The organism is Sphaerisporangium perillae (genome assembly GCF_023276435.1).
Lineage (GTDB): Bacteria > Actinomycetota > Actinomycetes > Streptosporangiales > Streptosporangiaceae > Sphaerisporangium > Sphaerisporangium perillae.
The window spans coordinates 67,695-89,270 of record NZ_JALLPO010000026.1 but is presented as its reverse complement, the minus strand read 5'-3'; the positions used below and the strand labels follow the sequence as shown (position 1 = coordinate 89,270).

The window sequence follows — 21,576 nt, the reverse complement described above, 5'->3', positions numbered from 1 at the left end:
CTGATCAACCGGCGAGAGCCGGCGCGTCTCGGTCAAGGATCCGGGCTCCCACGGCCACACGGTGATCGGTGGCCGACCCGTAGGCGTGTTGCAGCGCCTGGCCTCGTTTCAGCCACAGATGCAGGTCGTGCTCCCAGGTGAAGCCGATCCCGCCGTGCAGTTGGAGCGCGGCGGCGCTCGCCGTCGCACCGGCATCGCTCGCGGCGCTTTTCGCCACCCGCGCCGCCCACCTCGCCGCCGCCGGTTCATGGCCGAAGGCGTAGGCCGCATACCAGGTCAGTGACCGTGCGGCCTCGACGAGGACGGCCGCGTCGGCCAGCCGGTGCTTGAGCGCCTGGAATGAGCCGATGACCTGGCCGAACTGCTCACGCGACAGCACGTACCCGATGGTCATGTCGACGAGCCGGCGTGCGACACCGACCAGGACCGCCGCCGACGCCGTCCGCGCCGCCGTCGTGAGGCGGTCGGCGACGGCTGCGTCGTCCGCGAGCAGCGTCGAGTCGTCGAGCTGGAACTCCCCAAGCGCGAGGCGGCGGGTCGGGTCCTGTGTGGCGACCGGCCGCCACACCGCACGATCCGCGGGTAGCAGGTGCGTCTGCGTTCCACGCCTCACCAGCACGGCGTCGGCCTGGGCGCCGTGCACCACGAGCGCGGGCTTGTCGAGGCTGAGGCTGACGACGGCCTCTCCGGCGTTGATCGCGGGTAGCCAGCGGTCACGTACGGTCTGGTCACCACACTGCGCGAGAGTCGAGGCGGCGACGAACGCCGTCTCCAGCACCGGGTCAGGGACGCCGTGGTAGCCGATCTCCTCCAGGGCCAGCGCCAGCTCGACATGCGAGCCGCCGACGCCGCCGTACTCCTCCGGTACCACCATGCCCTGCACGCCGATCCCGGCGAGCCGGCGCCATAGGTCTCCACTACCGGCACCATCGGCGTCCCACACGGCACGCAACGTCGCGGGCGTCATCTGACGGCCCAGCATACCGCGCACGCTTTCACGGAATTCGGCTTGGTCGTCGGACAGGTCAAACAGCACGACGGCTCCCCTTGGGCAGGCCGAGCACCCGCTCGGCGATGATGTTGCGCTGGATCTCGTTGCTACCGGCGTAGATCAGTGCGGCGCGAGCCAGCCAGTAGCGTTGCCGCCACGCCGGCGGGCCGGCGCCGTCGTCGTGACCGTCCAGTAGCTCCGCCCGTGACCCGAGCACCTGCAGCCCCAGCTCGTAAAGCCGAACCTGTAGCTCCGACCACCACAGCTTGCCCATACTTCCCTGCGGCCCCGGCGGCTTCTTCTGCGCCAGTTCCGACAAGGTCCGCAGTGTCATGTACCGGTAGGCTTCGATGTGCTCGTAGAGCCAGCCGATCTCCTCCTGCACCCGCGTGTCGCCCCGGCTCTCTTCGGGGATCATCGAGACCAGCTCGGCGAGCATCTTGTGGAAGTGGGCGGCCGTATTGAGGCCACTGCCACGCTCGTGCACGAGCGTCGCCATGGCCACCGACCATCCACCGCCGATCTCGCCGATGACATTGTTCTTCGGCACCAACACGTCCGTGAGGAAGACCTCGGCGAAGTCGCGGGCGTCGTTCAGCTGCCGGATCGGCCGGACGTCGACCCCCGGATCGGCCATCTCGATCATCAGGAAGGTCAGCCCGGCGTGCCGGCTCGACTGCGGGTCCGTGCGCACCAGCGCGAACATCCAGTCCGCCCAGCGGGAGTGCGAAGTCCAGATCTTCTGGCCGTTGACGAGGATGCCGTCGTCGCGGACCTCACCGCGGGTCCGGATACCGGCCAGGTCACTGCCGGCGCCGGGCTCGCTGAAGCCCTGGCACCAGATCTCCTCGGACGTCAGGATCTTCGACAGCCAACGGTCCTGCTGGTCCGGCGTGCCCAGGTCGATGAGCGTCGGTCCCGCCAGACCGAGGCCGAGGCGGTTGAGCCGCGCCGGGCCATCGGCTCGCAGATACTCCTCGTAGAAGATGGCCGTTGCCAACGGATCCATCCCCCGGCCGCCATGAGCGGCCGGCCAGTGCACTGCCGCGAACCCGGCGTCGTACAACCGTCTTTCCCATGCCCGATGTGCCTCGACACCCTCGCGAGTGTCCAATGACGGCAGCGGTTCCCTCGGCACGTTCTCCTCGAGCCAGCCGCGCACCTGGTCACGGAACGCCTGCTGGGTCGGGTTCAGCCGCAGGTCCATGCTTTCCTCTCCTTGCGTTGTGGTCGCTCGGGCGGGCCGGTAACGAGCGGTCGGCCAGACGCGACCCGGCCGGGTGGTCCTGCCGGCTTGCCCCCGGTGTCCAGAGAATCGGGACGAAACGCTCGCCCACCACACCACCTCAGTCCCCCGGCTCGCGCCCGGTCAGAGAAACATATACCGTAAAGATGTTAAGAATGGCTATCTTTACCATCCATGGAGCCGCCACATGTCCATAGTCGTCGTCGCCACCCTGGAAGCCGTCCCCGGCCACCGCGACGAACTCCTCGGGCTCGTCACCGAGTTGGTCTCGAAAGTGCACACCGAGCAGGGCTGTCACCTGTACGCGCCGCACACCAGCGGCGAGGATCAGATCGTCGTCATCGAGCACTGGGCGGATGAGCAGGCCCTCGCAGCCCACCGGACGCAACCGCACATGCGGGCCTTCCGCACCGCCGTCGCAGGTCTGATGGCAGGTCCCTCGCGGATCCAGGTTCTTCGCCCGGTGCCGGCGGGCGACCCCCAGCGGGGAAGGCTGGAGCCCTGATGAAGGCCATCGTCGCAGATGGAAACGGAGGACCCGAGGTCCTGTCGCTCCATGAGGTGCCAGACCCAATGATCGGGTCCGACGAGGTGCTGATCGAAGTGAAGGCCACAGCCGTCAACCGGGCCGACACCAGTCAGCGTAAAGGCCTCTACGATCCTCCACCAGGAGCTTCGCCCTACCTCGGCCTGGAGTGCTCGGGCACCATAGCCGCGATCGGCGACAAGGTCAGCGGCTGGTCCGTCGGCGACCAGGTGTGCGCCCTTCTCGGCGGCGGCGGATACGCCGAGAAGGTGGCCGTCCCGGCCGGCCAGCTCCTGACGATTCCCGACAACGTGGATCTCGTCGAAGCCGCGGCCCTTCCCGAGGTCGCGTGCACCGTATGGAGCAACCTGTTCGGACCCTATGGGCTTCGTCCAGGTGAATCCGTCCTCATCCATGGCGGCGGCTCCGGGATCGGCACCATGGCGATCCAGATGGCCAGGGCTTGGGGGGCCCGCGTCGCGTGCACCGCCTCGACGACCGACAAACTCGAACGATGCCGCGAGCTCGGCGCGCAGATTCTCATCAACCACCGAGAGGAGGACTTCGTCGCCGCCATTCGCCAAGCCACTGATGAGCGCGGTGTGGACGTCGTCCTGGACATCGTCGGCGCCGCCTACCTCCACCGGAACCTCGAAGTCCTGGCCGAGCACGGGCGGCTGCACGTGATCGGCCTCCAGAGCGGGACGGACGCGCGGCTGGACCTCGGCATGCTCCTCAGGAAGCGTGCGATCGTCACGGGGACGACGTTGCGCAGCCGAGCACCGGAAGACAAGGCCCGCATCGTGGCCGAGGTTCAGGCACGGGTGTGGCCCCTGATCGCCTCCGGTGCGGTACATCCCGTTGTCGATCGCATCCTGCCTCTCGAGAAGGCCGCCGAAGCCCACCGGCTCCTCGAGCAGTCGACGAACGTCGGCAAGGTCGTCTTGACGGTCGGCTGATCAATGAGGCCTCCGGTCGTCCTCACGACGCTTCGCAAGAGGCGCACGGCGTCATTCGGCACCTGCCGGATAAGGCCCGACGGAGGTCTCGATCAGCGCATCGCGGCCGAGCTCGCGCATCCGCCTACGCGTCTCCCCGTCTTTCCCGCCACTCCTGGAGCACCTGCTCGACCGGGAGGCCCCGGCGCTGCCATACGCATCACTCGTTGAACTCGTCGCCCCACCGGTTCGACTCGCCGCGGCGAGTGCCCACGCGCTCGAGCATCCTGAAGAACCCGACCTGGAACGGATGCCGGCCGCCGCCCGGGCCCCGTTCCCCCGGGCGCGCAGCCTGCTCGTTGCCGACGAGATCGGGGCTGGCATCACGACGGCGTCGATCGGGCCGCCGCTCTAAATCGTACGGAGGCAGGGGCTGACCTTTTCGCCCACGAGACCGCCTGAGGTCCTGCTGGAGGTGTATCCAGGGGAGTGGCCGTGAGCCGCGGTCAGGTTCTGCTGGAGGCACAGCCGGGGCACACGCCGAATATCTCCACGGTGTGGTCGAGATCGACGAACCCGGCCTCCGCCGCGACCCGCTCGGCCCACCGCTCGACGTCCTTGCCCTCGACCTCGACGCTGCGCCCGCACGAGCGGCAGGTCACGTGGTGGTGATGGGAGCCGGTCACGCAGCGGCGGTAGAGCGTCTCGCCGTTCTCGTCGCGGATGGCGTCGACCGCCTCGTCCTCGCTGAGCACCTGCAGGTGGCGGTAGACGGTGGTCAGGCCGACGCGCTCGCCCCGGCGGCGCAGCTCGGCGTGGATCTCCTGCGCGCTGTGGAACCCCGACAGCGTGCCGAGCACCGCCACCAGCGCCTCAGCCTGCCGGGTGCCCCGGACCCGGGTGCCCCGGGTGGCGGGTCGATCGAGCCGTCGGGACGATGGGGTCGTCTGCGACATCATGCTGAGCGCTCCCATCTGCCGTCGAGTCCGACCTTTGCGGTCGTTACGAATACTACTAACCGATGTGCGATTCCCTCATGACTTCAGGGCGCGGTGGCACGGACCGCAAACGCCGTGGATCTCGGTTTCGGGAGAATCCGCCTCGAAGTCGGCCTCCCTGGCTATGCGTTTCAGCCAGCCCTCGTCCTCGTCGACGTGTTCCACGACCAGACCACATCGCCGGCAGACCAGGTGGTAATGCCGTCCGGCGGCGCAGAGGCGGTAGTGCGTCTCCCCATCACGGACGAAAACATGCAGCAGCCCCTTGGCCGCCAGCGCGGTCAGCGTGCGGTACACGGTCGACATCCCGACGGGGGTGCCCTGCTGGGTGAGCTCCACGTACAGCTCGTGGGCTCCGACGGGGCGAGGCCGCCGGTCGAGGGCCTCCAGTACCAGCCGGCGGCGCCGGGTCGGTGAGAGGCCCGCCGCCCGCAGTTGTGCGGTGGTCTCGTCGAGGGCGGAGGTCATGAGCCGACGCTACGAGATGCGTACGACATTGACAACCATTTCCCATAAGGGCACGATACCCCATGCCACTACTGAAAGTCGTCACTGCCCCCCAAGACCGCGGAGGCCATCGGCGCCTAGGCCGGGGTGAAGGTCGAAGCGGGGAGGATTCCCTCTACGGTGACACCCTCGGCCCGGCGGGTTCCGTGGGCGCCACGTACGTGGACATGGAGAAGCACAACACCACCACGATTGTCACCGCGCTGCGGGGTTCGAAATGACGGTGCTCACGCTGGACCAGGTCGGCGTCACCTATGGCTCCGCCCGTGCTCTGGACAGCATCGACGGCACCGTCCAAGCCGGTGAGGCGGTCGCCCTGATCGGCCCGAACGGCGCGGGCAAGTCCACCTTGATCAAGGCGATCCTCGGCCTGGTGCCCGTGTCGAGCGGACGGATCACCGTCCTCGGTGGCTCGCCGGACCAGGCCCGCCGCCACATGGCCTACGTCCCACAGGCGGACACCCTGGACCCGGACTTCCCGATCTCGGTCGGCCAGGTCGTGCTCATGGGCCGCTACCGGCGGATGGGCTGGCTCCGGCGACCCAAGACGGCCGACCGCGCGGTCGCCTCGCGGGCACTGGAACAGGTCGGTCTCGCCGAGCGTGCGCGGGACCGCGTGGCGCTGGTCGTCGTGGCGTCGGTCCGGGCCGTGGGCACCGAGCGATGGCACATGCCACCTTTCCGGGAGTGGTGCTCGCGGCGCTCACCGGCGCGATTCTCTATCTCGGTGGCGGCCTGTTCGGCGTCTTGGTGGTGCTCGGCGTCGTCATGCTGTCCCGCCGCCCGGGACAGGAGACCGGCTCGGCCATCGGCATCATGCTTTCGGCCGGGTTCGCCCTCGGTGTTGTGCTGATGTCGGCCAGTGACGGCTTCTCCAAGGATCTGGCCGCCTACACCGTCGGCCAGATCCTCACCGTGGGCGCCGGCGACCTGGTCGCCGTCGCCGTCGCGGGCGTCACCGTGGTCCTCCTGCTGGCCGTCGCGGGGAAGGAACTCACCTTCCGCGCCTTCGATCCGGGCGGCTTCGCCGCCGCGGGGTACCGCGCCGCCGTCCTCGACATCGTGTTGCTTCTCGCCGTGGAGGCGATGATCGTGGTCTCCGTGCCCGCCGTGGGCACCATCCTGGCCGTGGCCATCCTGGTCGCCCCCGCCACCACCGCACTGTTTTGGACCCGCCGGCTCCCGGTGATGACCGCGATCGCCGTGGTGGTGGGCGCGGCCAGCGGTGTCGCGGGCGTCCTCGCCTCGGTGCGCTTCGACGTCGCGGCAGGGGGCGCCATCACCCTCGCGACGGGAGCCGCCTTCGCGCTCTCGTTCGGCGCCGTGACCGCTCGGCGCGCGCCCCCCGGTCGCCGTTGACCCGACTCGACCAGAACATTCACACAATGCTATGTTGTAACTGAATATCATTATCGTTATCTGAAAGGCCTGGTGTGCGTACTCTCCCGCGCGTGCCGCTCATAAGCATCGTGGCCGGCGTGGCCACCGTTCTCCTGACCGCCTGCGGATCCCCCGCGTCGAACGTCTCGAGCGCCTCACCGACAGCCACGGCCTCCCAACGGGTCACGGTGGTGGCATCCACCAACGTCTACGGCGACATCGCCAAGCAGATCGGCGGCGACAAGGTCGAGGTCGTCTCGATCATCAGCGACCCCTCTCAAGACCCCCACTCCTTCGAGGCCAACACGCAGACGCAACTGCAGCTGACCAAGGCGAAGGTCATCATCGAGAACGGTGGCGGCTACGACGACTTCGTCGACACCATGCTCAAGGCCGCCGGTTCGAGCGCCCAGGTGCTCAACGCCGTCACGGTCTCCGGCAAGACCCCGGTGGGCGGCGTGCTCAACGAGCACATCTGGTACGACTTCCCGAGCGTCGGCAAGCTCACCGACGAGATCGCGGGCGCGCTGAGCAAGGCCGACCCCACCGGCGCCTCGCTGTACACCGCCAACGCCGCGGCGTTCAAGGACAAGCTGCAGACCCTGCAGAAGCAGGAGTCCGAGATCGCCACCACCGCCAAGGGCCAAGGCGTACTGATCACCGAACCGGTTCCGCTGTACATGCTCGAGGCATGCGGGCTGGTCAACCGGACTCCCGAGAAGTTCAGCGAGGCCATCGAAGAGGGCGGCGACGTCTCGCCACGCCTGCTGCAGGAGACGCTGGCTCTGCTGACCGGCAAGAAGGTCGTGGCCTTGGCCTACAACGAGCAGACCTCCGGCCCGGAGACCGAGAAGCTCAAGCAGGCCGCTCAGGACAATGGCGTCGCGGTCGTGCCGGTCACCGAGACCATGCCCCAGGGCAAGGACTACATCGGATGGATGAACGGCAACCTCGCCGCGCTTCGCACCACCGTGTCACGATGATCAGCCTGCGCGACGCGGCACTCTCCTACGGCGAACGCATCCTGTGGCGCGACCTCACCCTCGACGTCGCACCCGGAGAGTTCCTGGCCGTGCTCGGCCCGAACGGCTCGGGCAAGACGAGCCTGCTGCGTGCCCTGCTCGGCCAGACCCCCCTCTCGGCCGGGACGCTCACGATCGACGGACGGCCACCGCGACGAGGAAGCGCGCTGGTCGGTTACATCCCCCAGCAGAAGACTCTCGCGCCGAACACCCCGCTGCGCTCCCGTGACCTGGTGCGACTCGGCATCGACGGCCACCGTTGGGGGATCGGATGGGGTGGGCCGGCGGTCCGCAGGCGAGTGGAGGAACTGCTGGCCGACGTAGGCGCGGCGCACTACGCCGACGTTCCGGTCGGGCTGCTGTCCGGAGGTGAACAGCAACGCGTCCGGGTCGCCCAGGCCCTCGCCACCGACCCACGCATCCTGCTGTGCGACGAGCCGCTGCTGTCGCTCGACCTGAACCATCAGCGAGCGATCACCGAGCTGCTCGACCGGCGCCGTCGCACCCGCGACACGACGGTGGTCTTCGTCACGCACGAGATCAACCCCATCCTCGCGATGGTGGACCGGGTGCTCTATCTGGCCGGCGGCCGGTTCAGCGTCGGCACGGTTTCGGAGGTCATGACCTCGCAGACCTTGTCGGAGCTGTACGGCACCACCGTCGATGTCATCAGAACCGGAGGTCGCATCGTGGTCGCAGGAGCCGTGGACGGCTCCGGCACGCCTCACCACAACGGCGCCGTCAAGGAGGCCGCCACGTGAACGATCTGTGGCACCAGATCTTCAACTTCTCCGACTACGGTGCCCTGCTCGGCCTGGTGAAGAACTCTCTCATCGCCGGGGCGATACTAGGGCTCATCGGTGGCCTCGTCGGCACCTTCGTGATCATGCGCGACCTGCCCTTCGCCGTGCACGGCATCAGCGAACTGTCCTTCGCCGGCGCCTCGGGCGCCCTCCTGCTCGGGACGAACGTGATGGCGGGCTCCCTCGTGGGCTCGGTGCTGGCCGCCTGCGCCATCGGCGCGCTGGGCATCAGAGCACGGGACCGCAACTCCATCATCGGCGTGCTCATGCCGTTCGGTCTCGGCTTGGGCGTGCTGTTCCTGGCCCTTTACAAGGGCCGGGCCGCCAACAAATTCGGACTGCTCACCGGCCAGATCGTGGCGGTGGACACCGTCCAGCTGTCCTGGCTCACCGGAACGGCGGCGGTCATCCTGATCGCGCTCGTCATCCTGTGGCGGCCGCTCACCTTCGCCAGCCTCGACCCCGAGGTCGCCTCCGCGCGCGGCGTCCCCGTCCGTGCGCTGGCACCGCTCTTCACCATCGTGCTCGGCCTGGCGGTGGCGATCTCGATCCAGATCGTCGGCGCCCTGCTCGTGCTCACCCTGCTGTGCACGCCCGCAGCCGCCGCGATGAGGGTCACCGCCTCGCCGGTGAAAGCACCGCTGCTAAGCACGCTCTTCGCCACCGTCTCTATCGTCGGCGGCACCCTGCTGGCCCTGGGCAGCAGCATCCCCATCAGCCCGTACGTCACGACCATCTCGTTCGCGATCTACTTGGTGTGCCGCTGCATCGGAGCGGTCAGGACTCGGAGCACGTGGGGCAGGCGCGAAGCCCGCCCCTACGCCTCCCAGGGCGACGCCCGCGCCGAGGCGCCGGTGGCCCGCCTTGCCGGCAAGGGCTGAGCCCGTTCATGAAGCTCTTCATCGCATCCCCGTGGTACACCGCTCCCTGTGCCGTTCCACCCTGGTGCGGGGAGTGCCGTATGGCTAGCAGCGAGGCGCGCCGGTCCAGCCACTGACCGGACTCGGGCACCCGCGGGACGAAATGGCTGATCAGCCGCCGGGTGGTCGGCTGAGCGATGATGGGGGCCACCCAGGACCCGGCGCGGGCGACGCCCCGCACGGCCGGTGCGCCAACCCCGCCTGCGAGACACGGTCACCTACTGCGACCGGTGGCTCCTCTGTCGATGACATACATGCCGAGTTCCGCTGGCCCGGTGCGGTTCAGGTCGAGGCCGTGGTCACCGAGCTCTTCCCTCAGCCGTTCCTCGGCCACCCTCGGAGCACACGATGGCGTACCAGCAAGGACGTGCGGCTTGGCGACCTGCTCTTCGGCGTTGGCCATAGGCTCGACACGAAGCTCGAGCTGCTGGAGGACCCGCTCGTAGTCGCGGGTGACCTCTTCGGCCCTGCATACAGGCTTCACAGCCTGCACTTTATCGAGTATCGTCGATTGTCGATGGAAGATATCACCCCGCTCGACCGGGACTCGGCCGAGGAGTACGCGAGCTGGTTCAGGGCCCTGGCCGACGCGACCCGCATCCAGATCGTGTCGCTACTGGCCAGACACCGGGAGCCAATGACGGTGGGAGAGATCGTCACGGCCGTACAGATCGGCCAGTCGACCGTGTCCCACCACTTGAAGATCCTGTCTGAGGTCCGGTTCGTGCTGGTGCAGCGTCGCGGCACCGCGAGCCTGTACCGGATCAACGAAACCTGCGTCGACTGCTTCCCCACTGCCGCCGACGTGGTGATGGGCCGCCCTGTTCCGGCGACCCCGATCTGCGAGTGAGGAGTGCGCGATGGCCTACGAAGAGGTCGTGGAGCGGCGTTCGAGTCTGGCGAGGGCCGCACTGTCCGGTCAGCCGATCGCCGACTGTGCGGCGGATGCCTTCAGCGAGGGATGCTTCGGCAGCGCGGGCTACGGAAAGACGAAAGAGTTGCCCGAAGGGGCCGTTCGGGCGAGCTTAGGGTGCGGCAATCCCGTCGCGGTAGCCGAGCTGTCCGCGGGCGAGACCGTCCTCGACCTCGGCTCAGGTGGAGGGATCGATGTACTGCTGTCCGCACGCAAGGTCGGCCCGTATGGCAAGGTCTACGGCCTGGACGCCAGCGTGGACATGCTGGAACTCGCCCGGCGCAACACGGTCGAGGCCGGCGCGGCCAACGTCGATTTCCTGCACGGCACCATCGAGGACATCCCGCTGCCGGACTCCTCCGTCGATGTGATCATCTCCAACTGCGTGATCAACCTGTCCAGCGACAAACCCGCCGTGTTCGCCGAGGCGTTCCGCGTCCTCAAGCCGGGCGGGCGTCTGGGGATTAGTGACGTCGTCGCACACGACGACGCCGACCCTGGTGAGCGCGCCGCCACCGAGGGGCGTGTGGGCTGTACGGCCGGCGTCCTCACCGTGGAGGAGTACCGCGATCTGCTGCTGGACTTCGGCTTCGTCGCCGGGAACATCACCCCGACCTCCGATCACGGAGGCGGGGTGCATTCGGCCATCATCCGGGCGGGCAAACCCGCCTCCTCGCCGGGAATCACCATCCGCCCGATGCGCGACGCGGACGCCCTCCAGGTCCTGGCCATCTACCAGGCCGGCTTGGACACCGGGAACGCCAGCTTCGAGACCACCACCCCGGCCTGGGAGGACTTCGACCAGGGGAAGCTTTACCGGCTTCGCTACGTCGCCGTGGACACCGACACCGACACCGACCGCGTCGTGGGCTGGATCGCGGCCTCGCCTGTGTCCAGCAGGTGCGTCTACGCCGGAGTCGTGGAGCACAGCGTCTACGTCGACCCTGCCTGCCAGGGGCGTGGCATCGGCCGCGACCTTCTGAACGCCTTCGTGAGCGCCAGCGAAGCGGCCGGGATCTGGACCATCCAGACCGGCGTCTTCCCCGAGAACGGGCCGAGCCTGATGCTCCACCAGGCCTGCGGATTCCGGATGGTCGGTACGCGAGAGCGCATCGGACGACATCACGGCACCTGGCGCGACGTGCTGTTTCTGGAACGGCGAAGCACCAGAACATGAAAGCCACCGACCACGGCGTCGCGAACCGGCCGGGGGTCAGCCGCAGCCGGTCGGCGAGCCATCACCCGGCGGGCAGCATGCCCGCAGGCTGACCTGCAGGTCGGCTAGCGCCCGGCCGATGCGGCCCGGATCGGCGCGGTAGTAGACGGTCTTCCACTCCCGGCGCGAGGTCAGCAGGCCACCGTCGCGAAGCGTGGCAAGGTGGGTCGAGGTGGCCGACTGGGCCAGCGACATGCGCTCGGCCACGATCCGGCCGCCCGGCTCAGCGTCGCTGTGCATAACCAAGTGGCCGAGTTCATGCGCGACGTCAAAGCGCTGGCGGTAGTAGTCGCGTTTGATCGGGTTAAGGATCACGACTGGTCGTAGGCGGCTGTCGAAGGAGTAGGCGTCGACCGAGGCGGTCTGCGGAGGGCTGAACACCACCAGGATTCCACGGTTCTCCAGCAAGCGGACCACGTGGCCGGCAGGTCCAGCCTCGACTCCCCACTGCTATCGCACGAGCTGTGCGGCCCGCTCAGGGCCATCGCCATCTCGGTCGTCCACGGACACTGGGTAGCTCGGCACGTCGGTCTCGGGGAACTCGACGTGCCGTTCCAAGCTGGCCGCGATGTCCACGGCGAGCTGCCCGTAGGCGAACGCCTGGTCACGGGCCAGCTGACTGGTGGAGCGTAGTGAGCGGAAGTGCGGTGTGGTGCTGAGCGCGGCAACGTCGTCAGGGCGGACTGCGAAGAATCCAGGATCAACGGACAAACCCAGCGCCAACCTGGGGCGGCCCGTTGACGGGTGCGCGCGGCCGGAGGGCCGCGAGCTACGATGGCCGCGGCCACCACAGCGACCCGATCCGGGTCCACCATGCGCAGCCCACAGGCATCGAGCCGTGAGGCAACGCCTGAAGCTCTGCTCATATGTCAAAGCGTAAGCAATATATTTCCTTGCCACCAGCGTAGTCACTTGTTAATTCTCCGGGGATACGGATTTTGCCTTCCCTTTCGATCCGAATTGGGACTATTTATTGTGAATTCCCGGTGGCATTATCTGCTTGTGGTGGAGATCAGCCGCTGGGGGTGCGTGGTGGCCATCGGGCACGAGCTCGGGGGTCGGCTTCGTGATATGTGTGGCGTGCGTCACCTCACCCTGTCCGTGGTTCGTGCCGTTTTGTCCCGGGTGCCATCGCGGCACCGGCTGGGACCGGAACTGCAAGGTCGCCAACAAGCCGAACTTCGTGTTCGCGCAGGTGGTTGGCATCGCGATCCTCGAGCGAAGCTGCATCTGGACTATGTGGGCAGTGGCGTCGTGTCTTTGGCCTCATCGCTGTGTGTGCACCGGCGAATCCGTGATTCCGGTTCGATCCGCTGGGCGGGGCTGGCATACCGGCACTGTTTCCACTGCCACAACCCGCAGGAAGCCATCGCCGTCGAATCATTTTGTCGCGCTTTAGCAGGATTGCCCTGATGTGCGAGCATCAGATTCGCGTCCGGACACTTTAAACAATGGCGCCAGACCGGCGCCGGGATGCTGCCCGCAAGGGCATGCCGCGCACAACCGCCTGGCACGGCACAAAGGCTGCAAACGGTTGGCGCCAGCGTGCATCAGTATTCGTCATGCGCGCATTCGGCCGCAATGTGGCGGCTGCAGCCGGGAACTTGCCCGCGCGGGGTCACAGAGGTGACCAGCCCTTCACGTAACGGTCAAGTCCGGCTAGTTTGCCACAAGCAACACTTTCGGGGGATTTCTGTCATTGGTTCCAAGGGAGAAGCTGAATGCGCATCACCCTCCACAGAGGGGCAGGCATCGCCACCGCGGCCGTCGCCCTCGTCCTTCCCCTGGCGCTGGCAGGACCTGCCAGTGCCGACCCTGACCCCACGCAGCTGACCAAGACCATCTCCGCACCAGCGCTCAAGCAGCGTTTGCAGAAGCTGCAGCAGATCGCCGACGCCAACGGCGGCACCCGCGCCGCGGGCACGTCCGGGCACGATGCTTCTCGCGACTACGTGGCCGGCGAGCTGAAGAAGGCCGGCTACAAGGTCACGATCCAGCCGTTCGAGTTCCCCTTCTTCACGGAGAACACCAACGCTCTGCTGCAGCAGATCTCGCCGGAGCCCAAGGTCTACACCCCGACCCCGATCGACGGGAGTTCGGTCGGCGAGTTCGCCACGATGACCTACTCAGGTTCGGGCGACGTCACCGCGCCCCTGCAGAACGTCGACCTGATGATCCCGCCCGGGCCGACCCCGAGCAGCTCGACGTCCGGCTGTGAGGCGAGCGACTTCGCCGGGTTCACGCCCGGCAACATCGCCCTACTGCAGCGAGGCACCTGCGCCTTCCAGGCGAAGGCGGAGAACGCCCAGGCCGCCGGCGCGGCCGGGGCGATAATCCTCAACGAAGGACAGGAAGGCCGGACCGAGACCCTGCAGGGCACGTTGGGGGGTCCGACCGTCACGATCCCTGTCGTCGGCGTGAGCTTCGCTGTGGGTGAGGAGCTGGCCAGCCCGGCCGGGACCGTCGTCCGGCTGAAGACCGATACCACCAGCGAACTCCGTACGACGCACAACGTCATCGCGGACTCCAAGTGGGGTGACGCCAACAAGGTCGTCCAGCTCGGCGCGCACCTGGACAGTGTCCTGGCCGGCCCGGGTATCAACGACAACGGCTCGGGCAGCGCCGCGATCCTTGAGGTCGCGTCGAAGCTCGGCAAGATCCCGACGCGCAACAAGCTGCGTTTTTCCTTCTGGAGCGCTGAGGAGCTCGGCCTTCTCGGTTCGGAGCACTACGTGGCCAGCCTGTCTCCCGAGGAGCGGGCGAAGATCAAGTTGTACCTCAACTTCGACATGGTGGCCTCGCCGAACTACGCGCTGAAGATCTACGACGGTGACGACTCCGACGCGACGGGTGCACCCGCAGGCCCGGCCGGATCAGATGAGATCGAGAAGCTCTTCGAGAAGTACTTCGACGCCCTGCGCCAAGGCCACGTGGGCACCGACTTCGACGGCCGATCCGACTATGGCCCCTTCATGGACACAGGCATTGCTTCCGGCGGCCTGTTCACCGGTGCCGAAGGCGTCAAGACCCCGGAGGAGCAGGCCATGTTCGGTGGCACCGCCGGACAGGCGTACGACGCCTGCTACCACCAGGCATGTGACACCATCGCCAACATCAACGACAAGGCGCTCGCCCTGAACACCGGGGCCATCGCCACGGCGGCCGTGGTCTACGCGTTCAGCCGTGACCTGCCCGGGCCGGACACGCGAGCCACCACCGCAGCACGCAACGCAACGCAACGCTGACGTCTTCCGACACCGAGCAAGGGGGGCGGCTCACCCGGTAATTCCCAGCCCCGGTGGTCATGCGTTTCCGGTGGAGCGCATGACCACCGCAGAGGCAATCGCCGATGTACAGCACGGGTCCTGGAGTCAGGCCTGGTGAACTCGGGAGCGTGCGTCCGACTCCGCCAGGTCACTGTTGTGGGCGTCCAACTCCGCCTCGCCTCGGCGAGCGAGATGCCGCATCCTGTCTGCCCTGGTGGCCGAGCCTCCATTGCACGGTGACGGCAAGTACGACGACCAGGGTCGGGATCTCGCCGAGCACCCATACCATGCTGCCTGCCACCCGTTGGTCGTCCACGAGGGAGTTGCTCCAGGTCGCCGTGCCACGCGGCCGGCTTCATCACCCGGGACGCGAGGGTGCCTGGCGCGCCGAGCACCAGGAAGATCGAGGCGAACATGGCGAGCCCCAAGTGCTGCACCATGTGCATGCTGAACAGCACAGGAGCGTAAGTGCCGATGCCGTTCTGCGTGAAAATCACGACCAGCGCGACGCCGCTCAGCCAAGCGACCAGTCGTCCCTTCGGCCAGTCATCACCCCGCTTGCGCAGCCGGACAACACCGGCGAGATACAGCCCGGCGGCGGCCGCGGCGGCCAGCGCGAAGAACAGGTCCAGCCGCCACAGCGATGCCAGCCGTGCGACGGTGAGTTCGGGTGGTAAGTCGTATCCGAGCAGATCCCGAGCTGCGTCGGCGGACAGCAGGACAGATGGCGGCGATGTCCTGGACAGTGCCACGGCCAGCCCGATGGTGGCCGCCATGATGAGCATCTCGACCAGGGCAAGCCGCAAGAAGACATGCGGCCGCCCCTCGTCCAGCCTCGCCAGCGCATGACGGCGGTGCAACCAGCCGATGAAGCCCAGGGCGATGAACGCGACCGTCTTGGCAACGATCAAACGGATGCGCGGCGAGCCGGCCACAAAGCAGGACGCTGACGTGCGGAAATGTCAGGATGAGCCGTCCTTGGTGAGGGCGCGGGAGATGACCAGGCGCTGGATCTGGTTGGTGCCCTCGACGATCTGCAGGACCTTGGCCTCGCGCATCAGGCGTTCGGCGGGGAAGTCCTCGACGTAGCCGTAGCCGCCGAGCACCTGCACCGCGTCGGTGGTGACCTTCATGGCGGTGTCGGTGGCGAACAGCTTGGCCATCGCCGCTTTCGTCCCGTACGGCCGGCCGGCGTCACGCAGGCGGGCGGCGTCGAGGTACAGCGCGCGGGCGGCGGCGATCTGGGTGGCCATGTCGGCGAGCATGAAGCCGAGGCCCTGGAAGTCGGCGATGCGCGTGCCGAACTGGCGGCGCTCGCGGGCGTAGGCCGTGGCCGTGTCGAGGGCGGCCTGGGCGACCCCGACGGCGCAGGCGGCGATGCCGAGCCGACCCCCGTCGAGGGCGGCCATCGCGATGCGGAACCCTTCGCCCTCGCTGCCGATCAGCGCGTCCGGCGCGAGCCGTACCGAGTCCAGGCGCACCTGGGCGGTCGGAGAGGAGCGCATGCCCATCTTGCGTTCGGGCCGGCCGAACGACAGCCCCGGCGTGGAGGCGGGCACGTGGAAACAGGAGATGCCGCGGGCGCCGTCGCCGGAGGTGCGCGCCATCAGGGTGTAGAAGTCGGCCACCCCTCCGTGGGTGGTCCACGCCTTGACGCCGTTCACGACGTAGCCGTCGTCGACGGGCTCGGCCCGGGTCGTGAGGGCCGCGGCGTCCGAACCGGACTGCGGTTCCGACAAGCAGTACGCGCCGAGCAGCCCGCCGCCGATCATGTCCGGAAGCAGGGCCGCGCGCCGCTCCTGCGCGCCGTAGGAGGCCACGGGGAAGCACGACAGGGTGTGCACCGACACGCCGAGCCCGACGGCGAGGAACGCCCCCGCCAGCTCCTCGACGACCTGGAGGTACACCTCGTACGGCTGCGCGCCGCCGCCGTGCTCCTCGGGGTAGGGCAGGCCGAGCAGGCCGGCCGTGCCGAGCGTGGTGAACAGGTCACGGGGGAAACGGCCCTCGGCCTCGTCACCGGCCGCGCGAGGCGCGATCTCCTTGGCGATGAGGTCGCGGACCAGGTCGAGCAGGTCGTGAGCCTCGGGCGTGGGAAGGGCGCGGTCGACCGCCATGATGCACTCCTGGTCACGGGGGGTTCGGTGGGTCATGCGGCGACGCCTCGCCGACCGGCGGAAACGCCTTCGTGCCGCGGGTCACAGGGATGGCCCGCGGGAACGCCTTCCCGCGGGTCACGGGGGTCGCCGACTGAGACCCTGTGACGTCACGGGTCACAGGCGTGGCCGGTGGGGACCCTTCGGCGCCGCAGGTCATGGCGAGGGCGGGGGTCACACCACGACGAGGTCGCGGGGCTGGTTGTTGAGGCGCTCGCCGCCGGTCTCGGTGCACACCAGGATGTCCTCGATGCGTGCGCCGTGCCGTCCGGCGAGGTAGATGCCCGGTTCGACGGAGAACGCGAACCCGGGGGCCAGCGGCTCGGTGTTGCCCGAGACGATGTAGGGCTCCTCGTGGGTCTCCAGCCCGATGCCGTGCCCGGTGCGGTGGATGAAGCGGTCGCCGTAGCCGGCGTCCTCGATGATCTGCCTGGCGGCGGCGTCGACCGACTCGCACGACACGCCCGGCCGCACGGCGGCGCAGGCGGCGTCCTGGGCCTGGCGCAGGACCTCGTAGTAGGCCGCGAAGTCGGCGGGCGGCTCGCCCACGCTGTAGGTGCGGGTGGAGTCGGAGCAGTACCCGCTCGGCATCTGGCCGCCGATGTCGACGACCACCGGCTCGCCGGCCTGGATGACGCGGTCGGACAGCTCGTGGTGGGGGCTGGCGCCGTTGGGCCCGGATCCGACGATGACGAAGTCGACGGTGGCGTGCCCGGCGGCGAGGATCGCCTCGGCGATGTCCTTGCCGACCTCGCGCTCGGTGCGGCCGGCCTTGAGCAGGCCGGGGACCAGGGCGTGGACGACGTCGATGGCGGCGCCCGCCTCCCGCAGGGCGGCGACCTCGGCGGGGCTCTTGCGCATGCGCATCTCCCTGAGCACCGACCCGGCGAGCACCTGCTCGATGCCGGGCATGACGGCGCGGAAGCGCAGCGACTGCATGGCCCACATGCGGTCGGCGAGCCCGACGGTGGCGGCCGGGCCGATGCGGCGGGCGACCAGGGAGTAGGGGTCGTCGGTCTCGTCCCAGGGCACGAACTCCAGGCCGAGCCGGGACGCCGGGGAGTGCTCGGCGGCCGGGAGCTCCAGCCTGGGCACCACCATGAAGGCCTCCCCCTCGGCGGGCACCACCAGGCAGGTGAGCCGTTCCAGCGGGAGGGCGTCGTAGCCGGTGAGGTAACGCAGGTCGGGGCCCGGGGTCAGCAGAAGGGCGTCGATGCCGGCGGCGGCGGTGGCCTCGCGCGCGTCCGCCACGCGGGTCACCGGGTAGAGGTCAGAGGACGTCGTTGTCACATCGACCAATGTATTCCACCGGTAACATCCGCGTCCGCACCCCCCGTCCCGCCCGCCGGTTGCCCGCGCCGGTCACGCCTGCGCGACGATCGGCCGGGCCGGGTCACGTCGTTACGGGAGGATGCCGGTGTCCAGGTCGAGCGCTCAGCCCACCGGCTCGAGTGCCGGCCGCTTCCACTGCGCCTGGAGTCGTTCGCGCACTCGTGGCGCGACCTCGGTGCCGAAGAGGCGGATGTTCTCCATGAGCGTCGCGTGCGGCATCGGGCCCATGCCGTACTTGAGATCGAACCGGGTGGCGTCGAGGACGGTCCTCGTCTTGACGATGCGGCGGGCGACCGTCTCGGGCGAGCCGACGTAGAGGGAGCCGTATTCCACCTCGTGCTCGAAGTACTCGCGAGTGATCTTGGGAAAGCCTCGCTGCCTGCGCACGTCCAGCAGGAAGTCGCGTAGGTGCGTCGGAGGGACAGTCGTCGCGGCGGATCAGGCCGCGTCGTTCCATCCGTCCGAGGTGGTGGGACAGCCGGCTGCGCTCCCAGTCGACGGCCGCCGCCGCGCCGCCGCACTGGTGGTTTCTCTCATGATCCGCGCTCCATCTCCTTGACGAGTCAAGTATTATTGAATATGATTGACGCGTCAAATATCGGGCACGCCCCCCTCCCCGTCGGAGTGCACTCCCCCGGGCACGTCGCCGCCACCGACGAGGAGGCCCGCGAGGAGTTCTGGCCGCACTACCTGGCGGTCATCCGCCACGTCGCCAAGACCCGCGGATTCGCCATCCCGACCAAGCAGTCCTTCCTCCGCGAGATCGGGCCGCACGGGGCGCTCTACGTCGGATCGCCGGAGACCGTCGCCCAGAAGATCGCGGCGAACCTCACCACTCTCGGCGCGACCCGCTTCGAGCTGAAGTACGCCATGGGAGGCCTCTCGCACGGAGCACTCATGACGAACATCGAGCTTTTCGGCACAAAGGTCGCCCCACGCGTCCGCGAACTCCTGGCGTGAACCCGAGCGGGGGCGAGTGCTGGAAGGATGGGCTCATGCCAGGGTTGATGCTGCTCGACACCCCATCGCTCTACTTCCGCGCCTACTACGGGGTTCCCGAGTCGATGACCGCCCCGGACGGCATGCCTGTGAACGCCGTCCGGGGGCTGATCGACATGATCGCCACGCTGGTCCGCGCCCACTCCCCCGACGAGCTGGTGGCGTGCATGGACGCCGACTGGCGGCCGGCCTTCCGGGTCGCGGCGATCCCCTCCTACAAGGCCCACCGGGTGGCGACCGGCCACGAGGAGGAGGTGCCCGACACCCTCGCGCCGCAGGTTCCGGTGATCGAGCACGTGCTCGACGCGCTCGGCATCGCCCGCGTCGGCGTGCCGGGGTACGAGGCCGACGACGTCATCGGCACCTACACCGCGCGGGCCGGCGGGCAGGTCGAGATCGTCACCGGTGATCGTGACCTGTTCCAGCTCGTGAACGATGATCAACCGTGCCGTGTCCTTTACACGATAAAGGGAATTCGTAATCTGCAGGCGATCGACGAGACGCAGGTCACCGCCAAGTACGGCATCCCCGGCCGCGCGTACGCCGACTTCGCCACCCTGCGCGGCGACCCCAGCGACGGGCTGCCGGGCGTCCCCGGGGTCGGCGACAAGACGGCCGCCGCCCTCATCACCCGGTTCGGCTCCCTGGCCGCCATGCTCAAGGCGCTGGACGACGGGGTCACCGACGGGTTCCCGGCCGGCAGCAGGCTCAAGCTCACCAAGGCGCGCGACTACCTCGCCGTCGCACCCGCCGTGGTGAAGGTGGCCCACGACGCGCCGCTGCCCGGCGTCGCCGTCGCCGTGCCGGTCGCCCCGCGCGACCCCGAGGCGCTGGTCGCGCTGGCCGACCGCTATGGCATCGACGGCCCGCTGAACCGGCTGCTCGCCGTGCTTGCCCCATAAGATCCTCGATTGTGCGTCCTAAAACGATCCATGTGTCCGTCGCGCCGCGGCTCGACGAGGGCTTCGAGCGCATCCGCGGCGAGCTGGAACTGCCCGAGACGTTCCCCCGGCCCACGCTGGAGGAGGCCGAGCGGGTGGCCACGGCTCCGGTGCCCTCCCTGCCCGACCGCACCGACCTGCCACTGCTGACCGTCGACCCGCGGGGGTCGATGGACCTCGACCAGGCCCTGTGCATCGAGGAGCGCCCCCGCGGCTACCGGGTGTGGTACGCCATCGCCGACGTCGCCTCGTTCGTGCGCCCCGGCGGGCCGATCGACGAGGAGGCGAGGAAGCGCGGCGAGACCGTGTACATGCCCGACGCGCGCGTCCCGCTGCATCCGCCCGTGCTGTCGGAGGGGGCGGCCAGCCTGCTGCCCGGCGTCACCCGGCCGGCGGCGCTGTGGTGCGTCGACCTGGACTCCGACGGGCGGACGGTCGGGGCCGACGTCACGCGGGCGCTGGTGCGCAGCCGCGAGCGGCTCGACTACGACTACGTGCAGGCGGCCGTCGACACCGGCACCGCCGACGGGACGCTGCGGCTGCTGCCCGTGGTCGGCGAGCTGCGCCTCGCGCTCGAACGGGACCGCGGCGGGGTGTCGCTGCCCACGCCCGAGCAGGAGGTGGTCCCCCACGGGGACGGCTACCGCGTCGAGTTCCGCACGCCGCTGCCCGCCGAGACGTGGAACGCGCAGATCTCCCTGATGACCGGCATGGCCGCCGCCGCGATGATGCTCGACGCCGAGATGGGCGTGCTGCGCACGCTGCCCCCGGCCCCCGCGGACACCCTCGCCCGGGTGCGCCGGATCGCCTCGGCCCTCGGGGTGCCCTGGCCGGACGGCGCCGGCTTCGGAGAGGTCGTGGCGGGCCTTGACCCCAAGATCCCCGGTAACGCGGCGTTCCTGAAGGAGGCGACGGTCCTGCTGCGCGGCGCCGGGTACACCGCCTTCAACGGCGAGCCGCCCAAGGACGCCACCCATGCCGCCGTGGCGGCGCCGTACGCGCACGTGACCGCTCCGCTGCGCCGCCTGGTCGACCGCTACGGCACCGAGGTGTGCCTGGCCGTCGCCGAGGGCGTGCCGGTCCCTGAACCGGTCCAGGAGGCACTTGCCGCGCTACCCGCGCTCATGGCGGGCAGTGGCCGCCGGGCGTCCGCGGTCGACCGGGCCTGCGTCGACCTGGTGGAGGCGTTCGTCCTGCGCGACCGCGTCGGCCACACCTTCGACGCGGTCGTGGTGGACGTCGAGGACGGCAAACCGGGTGGGGTCGTCCAGGTCGCCGAGCCCGCCGTCGTCGCGCGGTGCGACGGCGCCGGCCTCCCGCTCGGCGAGAAGGTCCAGGTGCGGCTGACCCGCGCCGACCTGATCACCCGCGAGGTGCGCTTCACCCTCGCCTGAACGCCCCCGCGAGGCCCGCCCACCCCTT

22 protein-coding genes and 1 pseudogene are annotated in these 21,576 nt (G+C 68.9%); 13 read left to right on the top strand and 10 right to left on the bottom strand.

Going from position 1 to position 21,576, the window contains the following annotated elements; translation table 11 throughout:
- Positions 1-4 precede the first annotated feature (4 nt).
- Positions 5-1,036, bottom strand: a complete 1,032-nt coding sequence (locus MYF83_RS25145; protein ID WP_248963159.1) for an acyl-CoA dehydrogenase family protein — start codon at positions 1,034-1,036, stop codon at positions 5-7.
- Positions 1,026-2,198, bottom strand: coding sequence for an acyl-CoA dehydrogenase family protein (locus MYF83_RS25140; protein WP_248963158.1), 1,173 nt, complete (start codon positions 2,196-2,198; stop codon positions 1,026-1,028). The genes MYF83_RS25145 and MYF83_RS25140 overlap by 11 nt, the downstream gene beginning before the upstream one ends.
- Before the next feature lie 226 nt (positions 2,199-2,424).
- Between MYF83_RS25140 and MYF83_RS25135 the strand changes: the two genes are divergently transcribed.
- Positions 2,425-2,742: a putative quinol monooxygenase gene (locus MYF83_RS25135; RefSeq protein WP_248963157.1), complete on the top strand. Its 318-nt coding sequence runs from the start codon at positions 2,425-2,427 to the stop codon at positions 2,740-2,742.
- Positions 2,742-3,722, top strand: a complete 981-nt coding sequence (locus MYF83_RS25130) for an NAD(P)H-quinone oxidoreductase (protein ID WP_248963156.1) — start codon at positions 2,742-2,744, stop codon at positions 3,720-3,722. Before MYF83_RS25135 ends, MYF83_RS25130 begins: the two co-directional genes overlap by 1 nt.
- Positions 3,723-4,207: 485 nt before the next feature.
- Here the strand turns inward: MYF83_RS25130 and MYF83_RS25125 are convergent, their stop codons facing one another.
- Positions 4,208-4,660, bottom strand: a complete 453-nt coding sequence (locus MYF83_RS25125; protein WP_308201500.1) for a Fur family transcriptional regulator — start codon at positions 4,658-4,660, stop codon at positions 4,208-4,210.
- A 75-nt stretch (positions 4,661-4,735) separates the two neighbouring features.
- Positions 4,736-5,167, bottom strand: coding sequence for a Fur family transcriptional regulator (locus tag MYF83_RS25120; protein ID WP_248963155.1), 432 nt, complete (start codon positions 5,165-5,167; stop codon positions 4,736-4,738).
- A 256-nt stretch (positions 5,168-5,423) separates the two neighbouring features.
- On the opposite strand from MYF83_RS25120, the pseudogene MYF83_RS25115 reads away from it, so the two are divergent.
- The 7 genes and pseudogenes from MYF83_RS25115 to MYF83_RS25085 form a co-directional block, all read left to right on the top strand.
- A pseudogene (locus MYF83_RS25115) lies at positions 5,424-5,813 on the top strand (metal ABC transporter ATP-binding protein); the annotation flags it as partial.
- A gap of 56 nt (positions 5,814-5,869) precedes the next feature.
- Positions 5,870-6,565 (top strand): metal ABC transporter permease, encoded by a 696-nt coding sequence (locus MYF83_RS25110; protein ID WP_248963154.1) that lies wholly within the window; start codon positions 5,870-5,872, stop codon positions 6,563-6,565.
- A gap of 119 nt (positions 6,566-6,684) precedes the next feature.
- Positions 6,685-7,569 carry a metal ABC transporter solute-binding protein, Zn/Mn family gene (locus MYF83_RS25105; protein ID WP_248963153.1) on the top strand — a complete coding sequence of 295 codons (885 nt, stop codon included), beginning with the start codon at positions 6,685-6,687 and terminating at the stop codon, positions 7,567-7,569.
- Positions 7,566-8,369 (top strand): metal ABC transporter ATP-binding protein, encoded by an 804-nt coding sequence (locus MYF83_RS25100; RefSeq protein WP_248963152.1) that lies wholly within the window; start codon positions 7,566-7,568, stop codon positions 8,367-8,369. The genes MYF83_RS25105 and MYF83_RS25100 overlap by 4 nt, the downstream gene beginning before the upstream one ends.
- Positions 8,366-9,292 carry a metal ABC transporter permease gene (locus tag MYF83_RS25095; RefSeq protein ID WP_248963151.1) on the top strand — a complete coding sequence of 309 codons (927 nt, stop codon included), beginning with the start codon at positions 8,366-8,368 and terminating at the stop codon, positions 9,290-9,292. Before MYF83_RS25100 ends, MYF83_RS25095 begins: the two co-directional genes overlap by 4 nt.
- 334 nt (positions 9,293-9,626) lie before the next feature.
- On the top strand, positions 9,627-10,181 hold the full coding sequence (locus MYF83_RS43890; RefSeq protein ID WP_248963150.1) for an ArsR/SmtB family transcription factor: 555 nt from the start codon (positions 9,627-9,629) through the stop codon (positions 10,179-10,181).
- Between the two features lie 10 nt (positions 10,182-10,191).
- The gene (locus tag MYF83_RS25085) at positions 10,192-11,421 is read left to right on the top strand and encodes a GNAT family N-acetyltransferase (RefSeq protein WP_248963149.1); all 1,230 of its coding nucleotides are present in this window, start codon (positions 10,192-10,194) and stop codon (positions 11,419-11,421) included.
- A gap of 36 nt (positions 11,422-11,457) precedes the next feature.
- Here MYF83_RS25085 and MYF83_RS25080 read toward each other — a convergent pair whose 3' ends face one another.
- Together MYF83_RS25080 and MYF83_RS25075 are read right to left on the bottom strand one after the other, a co-directional pair.
- Positions 11,458-11,868, bottom strand: coding sequence for an ImmA/IrrE family metallo-endopeptidase (locus MYF83_RS25080; protein WP_248963148.1), 411 nt, complete (start codon positions 11,866-11,868; stop codon positions 11,458-11,460).
- 42 nt (positions 11,869-11,910) lie between these two features.
- On the bottom strand, positions 11,911-12,171 hold the full coding sequence (locus tag MYF83_RS25075) for a hypothetical protein (RefSeq protein ID WP_248963147.1): 261 nt from the start codon (positions 12,169-12,171) through the stop codon (positions 11,911-11,913).
- Between the two features lie 1,010 nt (positions 12,172-13,181).
- Between MYF83_RS25075 and MYF83_RS25070 the strand changes: the two genes are divergently transcribed.
- Complete coding sequence (locus tag MYF83_RS25070; protein ID WP_248963146.1) at positions 13,182-14,705, top strand: M28 family metallopeptidase; 1,524 nt, start codon at positions 13,182-13,184, stop codon at positions 14,703-14,705.
- Here MYF83_RS25070 and MYF83_RS44795 read toward each other — a convergent pair.
- The 4 genes from MYF83_RS44795 to MYF83_RS25050 all read right to left on the bottom strand — a co-directional run bounded on the left by MYF83_RS44795 (position 14,630) and on the right by MYF83_RS25050 (position 18,601).
- Positions 14,630-15,637: a cytochrome c oxidase assembly protein gene (locus MYF83_RS44795; RefSeq protein WP_248963145.1), complete on the bottom strand. Its 1,008-nt coding sequence runs from the start codon at positions 15,635-15,637 to the stop codon at positions 14,630-14,632. The genes MYF83_RS25070 and MYF83_RS44795 overlap by 76 nt on opposite strands.
- 51 nt (positions 15,638-15,688) lie before the next feature.
- Complete coding sequence (locus MYF83_RS25060; RefSeq protein ID WP_248963217.1) at positions 15,689-16,843, bottom strand: acyl-CoA dehydrogenase family protein; 1,155 nt, start codon at positions 16,841-16,843, stop codon at positions 15,689-15,691.
- A gap of 213 nt (positions 16,844-17,056) precedes the next feature.
- Entirely contained in the window at positions 17,057-18,181 is a 1,125-nt protein-coding gene (locus MYF83_RS25055) for a M24 family metallopeptidase (protein ID WP_248963144.1), read from the bottom strand.
- Positions 18,182-18,316: 135 nt separating this feature from the next.
- Positions 18,317-18,601, bottom strand: a complete 285-nt coding sequence (locus tag MYF83_RS25050; protein ID WP_248963143.1) for a hypothetical protein — start codon at positions 18,599-18,601, stop codon at positions 18,317-18,319.
- Positions 18,602-18,793: 192 nt separating this feature from the next.
- Between MYF83_RS25050 and MYF83_RS25045 the strand changes: the two genes are divergently transcribed.
- Genes MYF83_RS25045 through MYF83_RS25035 form a run of 3 tightly spaced genes read left to right on the top strand, consistent with a single transcriptional unit; the run spans position 18,794 to position 21,548 of the window.
- The gene (locus MYF83_RS25045; RefSeq protein ID WP_248963142.1) at positions 18,794-19,174 is read left to right on the top strand and encodes a hypothetical protein; all 381 of its coding nucleotides are present in this window, start codon (positions 18,794-18,796) and stop codon (positions 19,172-19,174) included.
- Positions 19,175-19,209: 35 nt separating this feature from the next.
- Positions 19,210-20,115 carry a 5'-3' exonuclease gene (locus tag MYF83_RS25040; protein WP_248963141.1) on the top strand — a complete coding sequence of 302 codons (906 nt, stop codon included), beginning with the start codon at positions 19,210-19,212 and terminating at the stop codon, positions 20,113-20,115.
- A gap of 32 nt (positions 20,116-20,147) precedes the next feature.
- Complete coding sequence (locus tag MYF83_RS25035) at positions 20,148-21,548, top strand: RNB domain-containing ribonuclease (RefSeq protein ID WP_248963140.1); 1,401 nt, start codon at positions 20,148-20,150, stop codon at positions 21,546-21,548.
- Positions 21,549-21,576 lie beyond the last annotated feature (28 nt).

Excerpts from the sequence above, each read along its gene's own strand:
- MYF83_RS25125 (WP_308201500.1), bottom strand. The coding sequence starts at position 4,660 with ATGATGTCGCAGACGACCCCATCGTCCCGACGGCTCGATCGACCCGCC.
- MYF83_RS25060 (WP_248963217.1), bottom strand. The coding sequence starts at position 16,843 with ATGGCGGTCGACCGCGCCCTTCCCACGCCCGAGGCTCACGACCTGCTC.
- MYF83_RS25110 (WP_248963154.1), top strand. The coding sequence starts at position 5,870 with ATGGCACATGCCACCTTTCCGGGAGTGGTGCTCGCGGCGCTCACCGGC.
- MYF83_RS25100 (WP_248963152.1), top strand. The coding sequence starts at position 7,566 with ATGATCAGCCTGCGCGACGCGGCACTCTCCTACGGCGAACGCATCCTG.
- MYF83_RS25085 (WP_248963149.1), top strand. The coding sequence starts at position 10,192 with ATGGCCTACGAAGAGGTCGTGGAGCGGCGTTCGAGTCTGGCGAGGGCC.
- MYF83_RS25140 (WP_248963158.1), bottom strand. The coding sequence starts at position 2,198 with ATGGACCTGCGGCTGAACCCGACCCAGCAGGCGTTCCGTGACCAGGTG.
- MYF83_RS25040 (WP_248963141.1), top strand. The coding sequence starts at position 19,210 with ATGCCAGGGTTGATGCTGCTCGACACCCCATCGCTCTACTTCCGCGCC.
- MYF83_RS25120 (WP_248963155.1), bottom strand. The coding sequence starts at position 5,167 with ATGACCTCCGCCCTCGACGAGACCACCGCACAACTGCGGGCGGCGGGC.
- MYF83_RS25130 (WP_248963156.1), top strand. The coding sequence starts at position 2,742 with ATGAAGGCCATCGTCGCAGATGGAAACGGAGGACCCGAGGTCCTGTCG.
- MYF83_RS25070 (WP_248963146.1), top strand. The coding sequence starts at position 13,182 with ATGCGCATCACCCTCCACAGAGGGGCAGGCATCGCCACCGCGGCCGTC.
- MYF83_RS25045 (WP_248963142.1), top strand. The coding sequence starts at position 18,794 with ATGATTGACGCGTCAAATATCGGGCACGCCCCCCTCCCCGTCGGAGTG.
- MYF83_RS25135 (WP_248963157.1), top strand. The coding sequence starts at position 2,425 with ATGTCCATAGTCGTCGTCGCCACCCTGGAAGCCGTCCCCGGCCACCGC.